At 61.4% G+C, this 16309-nt stretch carries 10 protein-coding genes and 1 tRNA gene; 7 read left to right on the forward strand and 4 right to left on the reverse strand.

The window, feature by feature from the left end; translation table 11 throughout:
• Nucleotides 1-51: 51 nt before the first annotated feature.
• The 4 genes from BW970_RS04430 to BW970_RS04445 all read left to right on the forward strand — a co-directional run bounded on the left by BW970_RS04430 (nt 52) and on the right by BW970_RS04445 (nt 5928).
• A complete protein-coding gene (locus BW970_RS04430; protein WP_076529039.1) occupies nt 52-1566 on the forward strand; it encodes a DUF6880 family protein in 1515 nt (504 codons plus the stop codon).
• A 526-nt stretch (nt 1567-2092) separates the two neighbouring features.
• Nucleotides 2093-2575, forward strand: coding sequence for a hypothetical protein (locus BW970_RS04435; protein ID WP_076529041.1), 483 nt, complete (start codon nt 2093-2095; stop codon nt 2573-2575).
• 127 nt (nt 2576-2702) lie between these two features.
• A complete protein-coding gene (locus BW970_RS04440) occupies nt 2703-4517 on the forward strand; it encodes a site-specific integrase (protein WP_083701117.1) in 1815 nt (604 codons plus the stop codon).
• Entirely contained in the window at nt 4510-5928 is a 1419-nt protein-coding gene (locus BW970_RS04445; RefSeq protein ID WP_076529046.1) for a hypothetical protein, read from the forward strand. Before BW970_RS04440 ends, BW970_RS04445 begins: the two co-directional genes overlap by 8 nt.
• 262 nt (nt 5929-6190) lie before the next feature.
• Here the strand turns inward: BW970_RS04445 and BW970_RS04450 are convergent, their stop codons facing one another.
• From BW970_RS04450 to BW970_RS04465, 4 genes are all read right to left on the reverse strand, one after another.
• On the reverse strand, nt 6191-8077 hold the full coding sequence (locus BW970_RS04450) for a site-specific integrase (RefSeq protein ID WP_076529048.1): 1887 nt from the start codon (nt 8075-8077) through the stop codon (nt 6191-6193).
• 121 nt (nt 8078-8198) lie between these two features.
• Nucleotides 8199-8273, reverse strand: a tRNA-Asn gene (locus tag BW970_RS04455).
• A gap of 81 nt (nt 8274-8354) precedes the next feature.
• A complete protein-coding gene (locus BW970_RS04460; RefSeq protein ID WP_076529050.1) occupies nt 8355-9257 on the reverse strand; it encodes an MBL fold metallo-hydrolase in 903 nt (300 codons plus the stop codon).
• A gap of 37 nt (nt 9258-9294) precedes the next feature.
• Complete coding sequence (locus tag BW970_RS04465; RefSeq protein WP_076529052.1) at nt 9295-9624, reverse strand: hypothetical protein; 330 nt, start codon at nt 9622-9624, stop codon at nt 9295-9297.
• Between the two features lie 251 nt (nt 9625-9875).
• Between BW970_RS04465 and BW970_RS04470 the strand changes: the two genes are divergently transcribed.
• The 3 genes from BW970_RS04470 to BW970_RS04480 all read left to right on the forward strand — a co-directional run bounded on the left by BW970_RS04470 (nt 9876) and on the right by BW970_RS04480 (nt 16086).
• Nucleotides 9876-10685: a helix-turn-helix domain-containing protein gene (locus BW970_RS04470; protein ID WP_076529054.1), complete on the forward strand. Its 810-nt coding sequence runs from the start codon at nt 9876-9878 to the stop codon at nt 10683-10685.
• A gap of 40 nt (nt 10686-10725) precedes the next feature.
• Nucleotides 10726-12027 carry an ATP-binding protein gene (locus BW970_RS04475; RefSeq protein ID WP_076529056.1) on the forward strand — a complete coding sequence of 434 codons (1302 nt, stop codon included), beginning with the start codon at nt 10726-10728 and terminating at the stop codon, nt 12025-12027.
• A 393-nt stretch (nt 12028-12420) separates the two neighbouring features.
• Nucleotides 12421-16086, forward strand: coding sequence for a vitamin B12-dependent ribonucleotide reductase (locus tag BW970_RS04480; protein WP_076529057.1), 3666 nt, complete (start codon nt 12421-12423; stop codon nt 16084-16086).
• Nucleotides 16087-16309: the final 223 nt, after the last annotated feature.

The following is a 16309-nucleotide window of genomic DNA, read 5'->3' on the forward strand; positions in this document are numbered from 1 at the left end:
CCCGCGTCTCATCCCACATCAAACCACGACCCGTTGCGCCCGGAAAGTCCCATGGCCCGCAAACCAGCCCTCTCCACGGAATCCCTTACCGCCCTCGGCGCGGAAAAGCTGGCCGAACTCGTCCTCGATGAGGCGCAGGCGAATGCCGGTTTCAAGCGGCGCGTGAATGCGGCGCTTGCCGGCAAAACCGGACCGGAGGCCATCGCGAAGCTGATCGACCGGCGGCTCTCGGGGCTTGAGCGGGCGCGCGCCTTCATCGATTGGGACAAGGCGCGCGCCTTCCAGGGTGATCTGCAGGGGCTGTGCGACAGCATCGTCAAGGAGCTTTGCCCGGCCGATGCCGATCTCGGGGCATCGCGGCTGATCCGCTTCATCGCGACCCACGACCAGGTCTTCCAGCGTGTCGACGATTCCTCCGGCAAACTCCAGGACATCTACTGGGAGGCCATAGAGGCCACGGGTCCGGTTTCTGCCCGGCTTTCAGCCACGGATCTGCCGCAGTTCATCATGGTCGCGCTTGGCGAGACGGAACACGGATACCTGAAGCCGGTTGCCGAACGGGTTGTGCCGCATCTCCCGTCCGAGGTGCTGGCCGCTTGGGATGTCGACCTTTCTGAAAGGATCGCCGAGCGTGACTCGGATGAGGCAGGCCAGCGCGCGCGGGAGCGCTGGTTCCATTCAATGACCAGGCAATGGCGGGAGATCCGGCAGATGATCGCGGCCGCATCCGGCGATCTGGACCGGCTGATCCTCATTGAGACGGAAAAGCCAGAAAGGGATCGCGACACGCTCGATATCGCGCGCCGCTTGCTGGATGCGGAGCGACCCGCCGAGGCGCTCGACTGGGTGCGGCGCGGAGGCCCCCAAACGCATCTGCGGCCCTTCGGTATCGAGGGTGAGGACGAGGATCCGCCGGATCGCAGCCCTCTGGTTCGGCAGTCCGAACTCGAGGCGCGGATATTGCGGGCGCTGGACCGCATGCCGGAGGCGCTGGCACTCCTGTGGGACCGCTTCCGCGACACGCTCGCACCGGCCCTGCTGCGGGCGCATCTGAAGATGCTACCGGATTTCGAGGATATGGAGGCGGAAGAGCGGGCCATGACCTTGGCCTTGGAGCATCCGGACACCATGGCCGCGCTGAACTTCCTTCTCGCATGGCAGCGCCGGGATCTGGCGGCTCAGCTTGTTGTGGCGAGGCATGCGGAATGGCAGGGCCGTGACTGGCACATCCTGCCCGAGGTTGCGGAACAGCTGCAGCATGAGCAACCGCTGGCGGCGAGCATTCTGTTCCGGGCCCTTCTCGACGATATCCTGGGTCGAGCGCGATCCAAGGCTTATGGGCACGGGGCGAAGTATCTGCGCCAGCTTGATCTGCTTGCTGCCGGGGCGGATGCGGATCCTGCGCGTCCTGTCGATTTCGATGCTCATGAGGCGTATCGCGCGAAGCTCCGCACCGATCACGGACGAAAATCCGGGTTCTGGGCGCGGTTCGGCGAACCCCTGTCTGCCCCGAAATCCGAGCCCTCCTGGCGGGGACGGCGGCCGCTCTGGACCTCTGACAGCTGATCGGCTGTGTAACCGAAAACGGTATTGCGGCCTGAAGCATGCACCCGTGTCGATCTCAGACGAAGGCTGCCGAAAAGGGAAGCAGATCACTTGCTCAAAGAACAAGGTCGGGCGCTCCGGCGGCACATGATATATGCGCAAAACCGTTTGACTGGGACGCCGCCATTATCGAAGTCCTAAGCCTAACTTCGTATGACAATGTTTCCGATGATGATGGCGCCGCACCCATGCCCGATCAGGTCGCGGACCAGATAGGGCAGGTTAGCAGCCAGGAAACGGTTTTACCTTGCACTGTAGGGCTCCTTCCCGTCGCCATTATCTGCTTCATCCATAGTCTGCGATATGTGAAACCTGACCGTCTCCATAAAAATATGCCGCAAGTTGGCCTACATTTCCTCCATGCGGGGTTCGGAAAAATTAATTCAACACATTGAACTTCAAGAGATATATCTGGCGCTCTAAAATAATTTCGAGAAAACGAAAATAATCCGAGCATTCGAGAAATCCGGTTCCTATAGAATGGTCTATGGGACACCGCGCTTCGATATATGCCTCTACGCACCCGGTCACGCGCAGTGATCTGAAACGCCATCTGGTGGCGTCCACTCGTGTGGTCACGGCCTATATCGAAGCGATCCAGTGTCGGGAGCTTCCCGGCGACCGTGTTGATCTGGTCGATCTTTGGCGTCGAATGTGGGGCATCGATCACGTCCCGATTGATATGGTGGCGGTCATGCAAAGGCCGCTGTTTACCGTCGATCAGGTGGCGGAGATGGTCAATGTGACCAGCCATACGATCCGGCGGGCCGGTAACGGCTTCGATCGGAAATGGAATCTTCCGGAACACGTGGACCTCGGTGAGCGTGTCCGCAGATACCTGCCGCTTCACATCCATTCATGGATCAACCGCTCCGCGCCAGAGCCGTGGCTCGTGCGGCGTCGTGGTCCGTTGGGGCCGATGGGGCTTACCCTAAAGAATGCGAAACCCGAGCTTCAGAGGGGCGCATAACACAACAACGAACACATCTGAAAACAACGAAAAATATGACGAACACCCGGCCTCTTTCGGCGCGGGAAAAGCCACGGGTGTTTGTCATTCCTCTGAAATCAATCGACAAACCTGGAAATAGCGAACAATGAAGCACAGCTTTCCTACCCCGCCCGCGCCGTTGTATCCCGTGATGCATGACGGGGCCAAAAACATGCAGGATGTTCTGATCTGGATCCAGACCACGCATCCCTACGCTCATGCGACCATCATCGACTACAAAGCCCAAATCGCGCGCATTCCAGAAATCTTCGGCGTCAACAGCCTGCGCGACGTCGCTGCGGATGCGGACCTGTTCGATCCGCGCCAGAAACAGAACCGCTATCCCGCCGAGCATTTCCGGACATATGATGCATGGTTGCGTTGGTCGGGCAAAATCGTCGGCGTGCTGCGCAGATTCCATGGAGAGGCGGATGCGAGTAGGGAGCGCCGTGAGCTTCGGGATATATGGTCTCACCTGATCGACATCGCGAGCCTTCAGGTGGGGGTGGGCACCGGCCGTTCTCCGAAGATGCTGATCCCGGTGCATGTGCTGGCCGACGAGGCGCGTAAGGCCGCGGTTGACCCCAACGCCCTGACCGAGGAATGGCTTGCCGGTCTTGCAGATCACTTGCCTGTTGCCCGGCGGGCCTCTGTTCGGCGGGCGCTTAAGACCCTCCATATCATGGCGTCTCTGTCTCCGGAAATCGCCGCGATGCTGCCAATGGAGACGCTGCCGATGTCGGCGCAGGCCCGCCGCGCGAAGCAATACGAATTGCCTGAACCCCTGGCGCGTCTGGCGGACAGCCTGATCGAGAAAAGCGTATCCGGCTCTTATGATCCGATCGAAGAGGTTTGGAACGACCGCCTCGCACCTGAGACGCTGGCGGTCAGGCGCGCGGCCCTGCGCAAGTATCTGGGGACAGCGGTCGCCCATGACATCATCCCGCGCGATTGCCATGACCTGACGCAGGCTTTAGCGGAGGATGTCTTCTACAAGGTTGTCCGGGCGTTAAGCCGGGAGACGGATCCGGCACGCAAGATCACCGCCCGCAGTCTGCGCCAATATGTCGGTGTTTGGATGATCCTCGGATCCGTGCTCGGTGTTCCGGTGGATTTCATGAAAGACAGCATGCAAAACAACGCGACGCTGAAGAAGGGACGCGAAGAGCAGAAAACAATGCCGCGGGAGACACGGGATTTCTGCGTCGCGCTGCTGCGGGATCGGAGAAAGGAGATGATCTTCAGGTCGATGCACCTGCGTTTCAAAGAGCATGCCGAAAGGATCCTGGCGGGAGAGGAGCCGGTGACCGGCTTTACAGAGGAGCACATTGTCCAGTTCGGCATGTTGGCCGCCTATTCGGCGATCGCTTTGTGGGGGATACCGCTTCGTATCGAGAATATGCGGAGCCTGCGTCATCTGGGGCCGCGTCCGAATCTCGTGTTGCCGCAGCGCGCCCGCCAAAAGGCCAGGCTTCAGATTCCGAAAGAGGCGGTCAAAAACCGGGTCGACATCAATGCGCATCTGGCGGAGGGACCTACGCGTGGCTTGGAGGTCGTCGAGTGGTATCTCGAGCACATCCGGCCCAGGGTTCCCTGGGCGAGCCGTTCCGAATACCTGTTTCCTGGGTATAAAGGGCAGAGGATCAGCGATAGGTCTTTGCGCAACTGGCTCCAGCATCATGCGCGGGATCTCGGCATTCCGATGTCGCCGCACAACTATCGGCATGGCCTTGCGTCGTTGTGGCTGCGCAGCCGCCCGGGGGACTACAGCGGCGCGGCGCGTCTGTTGTGTAACTCTCCGGCCACCGTCAGGACCTATTACGCCTGGATCGATCACGATGCGGAAATGGTGAATGTTCAGGCCGAAGTGGCCAGGCAGGCGGGTTTCCGCCTCAAGGGTGATGGGGATATCCATGGGTGACAGGATCCCGACCACCGGGTGGGGGATTGCCCGGATTTGCGAGATTTTCCGCGCAGAACATTGGGGGGATCTGCGCGGTGAGGATATCGGGCCGATGCTTCTCGACGGTCGGATCGCCGCCCAGGAGCTTCATGACCTGAACACGTTCCTCAGCCTGTATGCGACCTGCCAGAGCGGGGCTGCCGCGCCGCCGCTGTCTCGCCTGCTGGAGCAATGGGGCGTCACCAAACTGCAGAGCATGCGCCGCGGTATGTGGGCGATCTTCGATGGCCATCCGCTTCTGCGCGAGATCGATGCCCTGATCGCAGAAAAGGTTCAACCGGCCGCCACGAAGTATGCCGCCTACAAGACGCGCGCCCGGAAATTTTCGGTGTATCCTGAGGAGTTGCCAGATTCCTGGAGGGCGGCTCTGGAGCGGATGGCCGAGGGCATGCCGGGGCTCGCCTGCATCGAAGGCAAACGCCAACCCGCACCCGTGCCGTCGATGCAGGTGACCACGCGCACGAAGGTGTGCGAGTTTGTTCTGGCGGCGCGTGAGGCCGGAATTCCGGAAGAGATGAGCGTTGAGGCGGCGATTGCCTACGAACGATCGCTGTTCGGCAGAGAACGGCTGCTGTCTCCCGTGACGCTCAAATCGGCCATCCGTCAGGTGGGCGAGTTCGCGCGATATATCGGCGCACCGGATGCTGTGCTGACGCATCTCGCGGAGAGGGTGCGGTATCATGAGCGGCGGGCCAGTGGATACACGCCAATCAAGGAATCCAAGGTGCTGGCACTGCCCACCTACGAGGATGTCTTCGGTATGGCCTTTGACCTGTTGGGGGCATCCGAAAGAACAAAGAATGCGAAACAGGCACAGTTCAGGCGCAATGCGGCCGTTGCGATTACATTGTTCTGCCCATTTCCGCTCCGAGTTGCCGATACTGTGATGAGGTTCGGCAAGGAAATCACATGGGACGGACAGGTGTATCGTTTCGATCTCGTGCTTTCGAAGGATAGGCGGCGTTATACCGCACCAATCCTGCCGCTTTTCGGGTTTTTCATCGATCAAATGATCCTGCAAGGTGCGGCGGTGGAGCATTTGCAGGATTTGCGCGATTCCTGCTTCCGGAAAAAGCGTCATCTGTTTGTGACTTACGACGGCCGGGTGCCGCACGCACGATACGTCAGTCATCTCTGGAGCCAGGTTATGGGCACCGGAAATCATGCGGCCCGGACGAAACTCCACGATGAATTTGGACGCTTGGGGTCGCGTGGCGTGGACCTTGCCATGCGGGCTTGCGGACAGCGCAGCGAGAAAACCGCCGAAGCCTATCGGACCCGCGCTTTCCAGATGCTGGCCGTCGAGAAGGCCCATGCCGATATGGTCGGGGAGATTACCGATGCAGAATGGATAGAGTTCTTCGAATGACGCCAATCCTCAAAGTTGGTGAGGCACCTCAAACCAAGGCGCTCAGGTGGGCAGGATTACTGATTGCTGGTCACCATCTGATCTACGGATATGTTAGGCTTGTCAGAGGAAAACTCGCAGCCGCCGCTCAATAGAGCGTTTCTTGATGGCGGCCCGCGCGCGTGCTGGTTGCTCTCCCTCAAGCGTATCCATGAAAATCTGGCGGCAACCATCCTCGACGAGAAATGGGAGGCATCCCTCGGCAGACAAGGATACCGCCGATCTAAATCACGATCTTCGGCAGCAATTCTACCACCCGTTGTTTGGCATCTACCGGCATGGATTCCCCGTAGACCTCATCGTGGACATCCTCTCCGACGTGCCCAACGACGTCCCGCAGCACCTGCTTATCGATTCCCGGCTTTCGTTTGAGCACATTGATGACGTAGTGGCGCAGCGAGTGAAATGTCTTGCGTGGTGGCAGCGCGTTGAGTTGCTGCTTAACAACCTGCCGCCACATGTAGTCGAGGCCATCGCCGAACGACTCTACGTCGTTCGCCGGTTTGAGATCATGGAAGAGGTCGTGCTTCCCCTTCTTGATCAGCCCGGCTCGATATTCGAGGAAACCCAGTTCCAGAACGTGGCTGTGAATGGGCACCAGCCGTTTCGAGCTTGGCGTTTTCAGCGTTCGGTTCACGTTGTCGTCCAGATCGTAGCACCAGATGCCATCGAATTCCGCGATTTCGCTGACCTGCAGGCCGGCAATTTCCTCACGGCGGGCGCCAGACAATGCACAGATCAGCGGCACCCAGAACAGGCTGTTCTTGCACAGGACAGTGCCGGGGAACCGCTGCCGTTTGGCCGACTTCGATCCGTGCCAGACCGGGTTCTGGAAAATGGTGAGGACCTCGCTTTCGGTGTAGGGAATGCGCTTGTCGCGATCACGCATGGTCTCCTTGACGCGAAGAAGGCCGATGTCGATGGTCTGGCTGACCTCAAGGCCTTCGCTGCGACCCTGTCTGAAGAATTGCTGCAGGTAACCGAGATTGCGGTTGATCGTCGATTCCGACATGCCCTTTTTGTCTGCGGGCAGCTTGCGGCCGTCCTGAAGGATCTCGGCCAGGGACTTGTTCCGATCCTTCGGACTTTTACGGTAAGTCTTTGGCAAAACCCGCAGCATCTCGACAAATCTGGCGAGGTGGCCTTGTCTGAACTCGCGGATATCAGTGATGCCACTGGCTTCGGTGAAGAGACGGGCAATCCCCAACATCTGCTTGGCGGTATCGTCACCGATGTTTTCGCCCCTTGATGCGAGGAGCCTCTCGGCAACCGTAACAAAATCGGGATCGAACATCGGCGGGACAGCCAGAGGCGCTGCTGCGGACGCCGACGGTTGCATGCCCGCTTCGGGAGCGATGGGCGCGGGATTGGCGGGAGCAGGGAAGGCATCTGCTACAGGTTGGGCCTGTCCCGGCCGGCAGAACCTCTCCGAAAAATGCTCATCGAGGATCTCGGCCGCAAGCGCATCAGCCTCGTCCATGTCTGCGCCCGCGCGGTCGACCATAAGCTGATGCGCCGCTGCCCGCCCGCGCAAGAGTATCTGACGCCCTTGGACGAGATCCACGGCTGATGGCGATGGAATTTCCAGCCGGTCACGCAAAAGGGCTGCGATCCGCCTCATACGCGTGTCGGACCAGTAGTCCTGGCGAAACAGATCAAGATAGCGGTCCAGTCTGGCCAGATCAGTTTCCGTTCCACTCCCGGAGGTCATCGCTTCGTGCTCGGCAGCCGTCAGTGCTGCCGACCTGCCGCGTTCGGCCAGCAGGCGATAAGCCTTGGCCGCCATGCGGTCATGACTCTGGTTGACCTCCCAGGCGTTTTCTCCGGCTTCGTCGCTCTCAACGATCTTGCGCCGCTGGATTCGATCTATTTCCTCGCGGATCACCTGCTCGAGCAGTTTACGGGCATTTTCGCGGGTGAGGTTGGTCGTGGTCATGCGCTCGAACAGGTTGTTGCTTGCGACGGTGACCTTCGCCGCAATGCGGCGCGCGATCAACGGCTCATTGGTGCGAAGGCTGACCTGAAGGAGGGCGCCGCCCAAAGATCTGGGAAGGCGGCGGCGCCAGACATAGGATGCGCCGCGTCTGAATACGAAGTCTGTGATACCCATCTTGGTTCCGTTTTCCGGAACGCGGGAATTTCACTGCGGTGCATCAGGTATGGCACCTTAGTATGGCACTTTCTGGAAGTTTCCAAAATGTGCCAAACTTATCATAGACTTGATGAAGATTTGGCTCCGGCGGTAGGGATCGAACCTACGACCAATTGATTAACAGTCAACTGCTCTACCGCTGAGCTACGCCGGAACACGTGGGGGTGTATAGCTATGGTTTCGGGGGGCGTCCAGAACCTTTCGAAAGATTTTTTCCGCCCCGCCGCGTTTTTTTTCACGCAAGGCGCCAGCGTGCCGTCAGGCGGCTTGGCCCCGAGGCGATGGCGCGGGATCTGGCTTCCAGATCAAGGAGATGGGCGATAACGTTCCGGGTTGCGGCCGGAATAAGCCCAAGGGGTATATCGGTGTAGATGCGCGTGGCAAGTTCGCTTGCGGTGCCGCCTTCCTGCGCGAGGGCGGCAAGGATTTGCGCCTCACGCCCCCGGCGATGGGCGATCAGTTCATGCAGACGGGACAGGCCGTCGGACACTTCTGCGCCATGGCCGGGATAGAGCCTGTCCGGCGCCCGCGCGATCAGGCGGTCCATGGAGGCCATATAGGCCGTCATATCGCCGTCAGGAGGCGACACGATGCTGGTCGCCCAGCCCATGGCCTGATCGCCAGAAAACATCGCCTCGTTCCAGGACAGGCAGATATGGTTCCCGAAGTGGCCCGGCGTATGGATGACCTCGAGCTTCCAGTCCGGGCCATGCACCACGGCACCGTCGGCAACCGTTTCATCGGGGCGAAAGCCGTGGTCGGCGCCTTCGCCGCCACCAAGATCCCCAAACCCCGAAAACGCCGGATTCAGGCCCGCGCGCGCATCGCCGAATGCCACCACCGGCGCCGCCACGCGGGCCGCCAGCCGGGCCGCGAGTTCGGAATGGTCGTGATGGGCATGGGTCACCAGGATCATCTCGACGCGCTCGCCCGGCGCAAGCGCCGCCAGCAGGGCATCAAGATGCGCGTCATTGTCAGGTCCGGGGTCAATCAGCGCCACGCGCCCTTCGCCCAGGATATAACTGTTGGTTCCCGGCCCGGTCAAAGGCGAGGGATTCGGCGCAAGCACCCGGCGAACGCCTGGCTCAAGCCAGACAGGCTTGCCTGCACGCAGTCGAGATTCTGAATGATCGGCCATTGGCCCCTGTCGATTGCAGTTTCCGGAGCCTCGGACTTTAACCGCAATGCCGATCGGTTGCGAACTCTTTCGCGGGTGGTGCGACTTTCGGAACAACCGACAGATGCGCACGGCGGCGGCGAGCCTGCGCCTCGCCGCGCAACAGATCGGGGAGCCCGGCCATCGACGCCCCCGGCACCGGGGTCAGGCGACCGCAAAGCCGCATGTCCCCGTCATCGGTCGCATCAAACTGCACGAAATCCCCGACGGTGATGGTGGCGTTGCGCGGCATCGCATCTTTGCGGGCCAGTCCGAGCGGTCCGTGGTCGCTGCACCAGATGATCGCCCTGGATCTATCCTTGGCCACATAGATCACCACACCGTCCATCCTACGCTCCTGTGTCTGTCGGGGCGATCCTGGCCGGTCGATGGCAGGGCAACCCTTGCAAGATCAGGATACCCTTCTGGACGGTGTGGGCCAGATCGGTTGATGTGTCACCGGCTGCGCGGAACTGCTGGCATTCGACGCGGGAATGTGACAGATCCCGGCTCGGACGTTTGAAATAGTGACAGTGCGACGCTTATCCGCGTCAGGTCTGCGTGTAAGTGCTTGTCTGGTTTCAATTCAAGGTAGCAGAGATGCCCCGTTCTCCATCGCAGCAGCCGTCTCCGGCAGATATCCGCGCGGTCTTTGGCCGCAATCTGCGCGCGCTGTGTTCGGCCGAGTCGTCCATTTCGGATCTGTGCCGCCGGATCGGGATCAACCGCACACAATTCAACCGCTATCTGGCCGGCGAGGCGTTTCCGCGCCCTGACATCCTGCAACGCATCTGCGCCCATTTCGAAGTCGATGCGCGCATCCTGCTGGAGCCGATCGAAACCATCCGGGCCGACTGGCGGCTGAGAGCGGCGCTGCGACTGCGCGACATTGCCATGCCGCCCGACGCCCGGCCCTTTGACCACTACCTCATGCCCGACGGGATCTATCGGTTCTGGCGCAAGTCCTTTTCGAATCCTGGAAAATATGTGACCGGCCTGTGGCAGGTGCATACGGTCGACAGCGTGAAGATGTTGAAGTCCTTTGACATCTACCCCCAGCCTGTTCGCCGCGGAACCAAGCGATTCTCGCGCAAGGTGCCCTACTGGGGGGTGTTCATGCAGCATTTCGACGGGGTTTCGCTGCTGTGCTCGACCGGATCGGAAAATGTCCTGAGCTTCACCTTCTTCGAATACGGGTTGAACGGATCGACCCGGTACTACAATGGCGTGACCATCCTGACCCGACGGCAGATGCAGGGCACGGCCCGCCTGTCCAATATCGTGCTGGACCGCTTTACCGGCAACGGTTCCGATCTGCTGCGGCTGGCGCGACAGATCGGCATCGGTGACGGCGACCAGGTGCCCGAGGCCGCACGCCGCGCGCTGGACCGGCTGCCGAGCGAGCTCTGACACCGTTGCCGCAGGCGGCGCGGCGGCCTATGCTGCGCGGATGGCGTTCCGCATCCGCTCCTTGCTGCCCAGAAGTCTCTACGGTCGAGCGGCGCTGATCCTGATCGTGCCGATCGTCACGATTCAGCTTCTTGTCTCTGTGGCCTTCATCCAGCGCCATTTCGAAGGCGTCACGGAACAGATGACCTCCAGCATCGTGCTGGAACTGCGGCTGTTGCAGCAGACGGCCAGCGTCCAGGGCGTTGACGCTGCGCGGGCCATGGCCGAACCGCTGGATGTCAGGATCGAACCGGCCGGGACCGTGCCGGTGCGGGATCTGCGCGATCTGTGGGATTTTTCCGGGCGTGTCGTCCAGCGCGTGCTGCGCGACGGGTTGGACGATGTTCAGGGCGTGGATGTCCAGACCTATCGGCGCGAGGTGCTGGTGCGGTTCGGCACCGGGCCGGCGGCATTGGACGTGCGCATCAACCGGGCACGGGTTTCCGCCTCGAACCCGCATCAGCTTCTGGTGCTGATGGTCTTTGCCAGCATTCTGCTGACCGTGATCGCCTATGCCTTTCTGCGCAACCAACTGCGGCCGATCAAGCGGCTTGCGGATGCTGCCGAAGCCTTTGGCAAAGGGCGAACGGTGCCCTATCGGCCCAGGGGCGCGTCCGAGGTGCGTGCGGCGGGCTCTGCCTTTCTGGCGATGCGCGCGCGGATAGAACGCCAGATCGAGCAGCGGACACTGATGCTGTCGGGCGTCAGCCACGATCTGCGCACACCGCTGACCCGGATGCGCTTGGAACTGTCGATGCTGGACCCCTCCCCCGAGGTGGACGCCCTGTTGCAGGATCTGTCCGATATGGAACGGATGCTTGATGCCTTCCTGGCCTTTGCGCGCGGCGATACGATGGAACAACCCGTATCCGTCGATCCCTTCGCGCTGATCTCGGGCGTTGTGGCCAGGGCGCGGCGGGCGGGGCTGCGTGTGGAATTGCGGCCCGGCCCCATTTGTCCGCCGGTGCAGATGCGCCCCGACTCGGTCGCGCGGGCGGTGGAGAACCTGATCAACAATGCCGGACGTCACGCCGATTGCTGCGAAGTCTCGCTGTCCTGGACCGATGCGTTCCTGACCATCACCGTCGAGGACGATGGGCCGGGAATCGCCGCTGACCGGCGGGACGAGGCGTTGCGCCCGTTCACGCGACTCGATTCTGCGCGCAACCCCAATCGGGGCGGCGGCGTGGGCCTTGGGCTGTCGATTGCGGCCGAGGTCGCGCGCAGCCATGGCGGAACCCTGCGACTGGGCGATGGCCCGACGCTGGGCGGATTGAAGGCAGACCTTGTTCTGGCGCGTTGAGGCAGCGTCTGAGCCCAATCGCGCAACCCCGCACTGGCGTTGAGGAAACCGGAACTTTCCCAAAACCATCCCCAGACTTGTCCTCAGACTCGGTGGTCTGTTCTGCCCTTTGCCGCGCATCGGGCACCAAAGAGGTCAAGGCGATAATCCGTCGGCAGGCCAAAAAAACCCGTTGCGAGAACCCTTGCTTTGCGACAGTTTGACTGCGGGCGCCATGCAGGCACTACATCTAGTGGCCCCTCTGTCATGGGATAATGAAGTGCGAGAATGCCGGCTGGCGTTCGGCTTTGTGGCGATTTGACCGCAGGGCGCGCGACCATGCGTCTCGGCGGCAGATGACGGACCAGCAAGCGGCCGCCTCAACGGGCCGCAGGGACAGGAGACACGAGGCAGATGAAGATCGAGCGGAAGTTCACCTCGGAAGCGACCGGCGCCTATGGGGCTTTGTCGTTCACCACCACCACGTCGGAAATCCGCAATCCCGACGGTACAGTGGTGTTCCGCAACGAGGCGGTCGAGGTGCCTGCGGGCTGGAGCCAGGTTGCCTCGGACGTTCTGGCACAGAAATACTTCCGCAAGGCCGGGGTTCCCGCGCGTCTCAAGAAAGTGTCCGAAAAGGGTGTGCCCGCGTTTCTGTGGCGCTCTGTCGCGGATGATGCGGCGCTGGCCGCATTGCCGGATCACGAGCGGATCGTCGGTGAAACCAGCGCCCGCCAGGTGTTCGACCGTCTTGCAGGCGCATGGGCCTATTGGGGCTGGAAGGGTGGCTATTTCACCACCGAAGCCGACGCCCGCGCCTATTACGATGAAATGCGCTACATGCTGGCCCGCCAGATGGCTGCGCCGAACAGCCCGCAATGGTTCAACACCGGCCTGCACTGGGCCTATGGCATCGACGGCCCCTCGCAGGGGCATTTCTACGTCGACCACAAAAGCGGCAAGCTGGTGAAATCCGACAGCGCCTATGAACATCCCCAGCCCCATGCATGCTTCATCCAGTCGGTCTCGGACGATCTGGTCAACGAGGGTGGCATCATGGACCTGTGGGTCCGCGAGGCGCGGTTGTTCAAATACGGCTCGGGCACCGGCACCAATTTCTCCTCCCTGCGGGGCGAAGGCGAGCGGCTGTCGGGCGGGGGCAAGTCGTCCGGCCTGATGGGCTTTCTGAAAATCGGCGACCGCGCGGCAGGGGCGATCAAGTCGGGCGGCACCACGCGGCGCGCGGCCAAGATGGTGATCTGCGACATGGATCACCCCGACATCGAGGCCTTCATCAACTGGAAGGTCATCGAGGAACAGAAGGTCGCCAGCATGGTGGCCGGCTCCAAGGCGCATGAGGCGCGGCTGAACGAGATTTTCGCCGCGATCCGCCAGTGGGACGGCAGCACCCAGGATGCGGTGGACCCGGCCAGGAACCCGGCGCTGAAAGCCGCGCTGAAGGCCGCCAGACGCGCGATGATCCCCGACACCTATACCAACCGCGTGCTGCAATATGCGCGGCAGGGCTTCACCAGCATCGAATTCCCGACCTATGACACCGACTGGGACAGCGATGCCTATGCCAGCGTTTCGGGGCAGAATTCCAACAATTCGGTCCGCGTGACCGATGCCTTCCTGTCGGCGGTGCGCGACGATGCCGACTGGGCGCTGCTGCGCCGCACCGACGGGCAGGTCTCGAAAACCGTCAAGGCGCGCGACTTGTGGGATCAGGTCGGCCACGCCGCCTGGGCCTGCGCCGATCCCGGCATCCAGTTCCACGATACGGTGAACGCATGGCACACCTGCCCCGAAGACGGGCAGATCCGCGGCTCGAACCCGTGCAGCGAATACATGTTCCTCGACGATACCGCCTGCAACCTGGCGTCGATGAACCTGCTGACCTTTTTCCGCAATGACCGCTTCGATGCCGACGCCTATATCCACGCCACCCGCCTGTGGACGGTGACGCTGGAAATCTCGGTTCTGATGGCGCAGTTCCCGTCGAAGGAAATCGCGCAGCGCAGCTATGACTACCGCACGCTGGGCCTTGGCTATGCCAATATCGGCGGCCTGTTGATGAACATGGGTCTGGGCTATGACAGCGCCGAAGGACGCGCCCTGTGCGGTGCGCTGACCGCGCTGATGACCGGCGTTGCCTATGCCACCTCGGCCGAGATGGCGAGCGAGCTGGGCGCCTTCCCCGGCTATGCCCGCAACCGCGATCACATGCTGCGCGTCATCCGCAACCACCGCGCGGCGGCACATGCCTCCGGCCGGTTCGAGGGGGTCAACGTTGCCCCCGTCGCGCTCGATCATGCGACCTGTCCCGATCCGCGACTTGTGGCACTGGCCCGATCCGCCTGGGACGAGGCACTTGCCTTGGGCGAAAAGCACGGCTTCCGCAACGCACAGGCCACCGTGATTGCCCCGACCGGCACCATCGGTCTGGTGATGGATTGCGACACCACCGGGATCGAGCCCGATTTCGCGCTGGTGAAGTTCAAGAAGCTGGCCGGCGGCGGCTATTTCAAGATCATCAACCAGTCGGTCCCGGCCGCGCTGGAAAAGCTGGGCTATACCCCGGCGCAGATCGCGGAAATCACCGCCTATGCGGTCGGCCATGGCTCGCTGGGTCAGGCGCCGGGCGTGAACCATACCGCGCTGCTGGGCCATGGCTTCGGCGCCACCGAGATCGCCAAGGTCGAGGCCGCGCTGCCCACCGCATTCGACATCCGCTTTGTCTTCAACCAGTGGACGCTGGGGGCGGATTTCTGTCAGGGGACGCTGGGGATTCCTGCCGAAAAGCTGGCCGACCCGACGTTCGAACTGCTCAGGCATCTTGGCTTTTCTAAAGCCCAGATCGACGCCGCGAACGACCATGTCTGCGGAACGATGACGCTGGAAGGCGCCCCGCATCTGAAGGCCGAACATCTGCCGGTGTTTGACTGCGCCAATCCCTGCGGGAAAAAGGGCAAGCGCTTCCTGTCGGTCGGCAGCCACATCCACATGATGGCCGCCGCGCAGTCCTTTATCTCGGGCGCGATTTCCAAGACGATCAACATGCCCAACAGCGCCAGCATTGCCGAAGTTCTGGCCGCCTACGAACTGTCGCATTCCCTGGGCATCAAGGCGAATGCGATCTACCGCGACGGATCGAAACTGTCGCAGCCGCTGGCATCGGCCCTGGTCGAGGATGACGAGGAGGCCGAGGACATCCTTGCCACCGGCAGCCAGCAGGAAAAGGCGCAGGTCATCGCCGAAAAGATCGTCGAAAAGGTGATCATCAAGGAAATCATCAAGTCCCACCGTGAAAAGCTGCCCGAGCGTCGCAAGGGCTATACCCAGAAGGCCATCGTCGGCGGGCACAAGGTCTATGTCCGCACCGGCGAATATGGTGACGGACGGCTTGGCGAGATCTTCATCGACATGCACAAGGAAGGTGCGGGGTTCCGCGCCATGATGAACAACTTCGCCATCGCGGTGTCGGTCGGCCTGCAATATGGCGTACCGCTGGAAGAGTTCGTCGAGGCGTTCACCTTCACCCGCTTTGAACCTGCCGGGATGGTTCAGGGCAATGATTCCATCAAGACGGCGACCTCGATCCTCGACTATATCTTCCGCGAACTTGCCATTTCCTATCTCGACCGCACCGATCTGGCCCATGTGGCACCCAAGGGCCATGCCTTCGACGATCTGGGCAGGGGCGACGACGAAGGCAAGCGCAACATCGACCAGGTGTCCGAGGCGGCGGCATCCAAATCGGTGGAGCTGCTCAAGTCGATCAGTTCAACAGGCTATCTGCGCAAACGTCTGCCGCAGGATCTGGTGATGCTTCAGGGCGGTATCGGATCCTCCGATCCGCTGGCGCTGAACACTTTGGTTGCGGAAACCCGTGTAAGTGGTTTTGCAGAAAGCACTTCCAGCTTTGCGATCGGCGCGGCCAGCATCGACCCCCGCGCCAAGGCGAAGATGCAGGGATACGAGGGCGACCCCTGCGGCGAATGCGGCAACTATACGCTGGTCCGCAATGGAACCTGCCTGAAATGCAACACCTGTGGCGGAACCTCCGGCTGTAGCTGAGCGGATTTCGGATGCTTGTTGTCATTGGAGCATAAGAGTGCCGGTTTTACCCATAACCTTGCATTGAGCCTGTCAAGACCCGCGTTCCTGCACATGAGCCGACATTGAATTGAAAGGCGCGGATTCATCTTGATCTGAGCTACCCCCCGAAATTCGGACACTGACATAAGCTACGATTTGCAGTCTGCTGATCTTCGACGAGAAGGAGATCAGAAATGTCGAA

Origin of the sequence: Gemmobacter megaterium (assembly GCF_900156815.1) — a bacterium.
Taxonomy (GTDB): Bacteria; Pseudomonadota; Alphaproteobacteria; order Rhodobacterales; family Rhodobacteraceae; genus Wagnerdoeblera; species Wagnerdoeblera megaterium.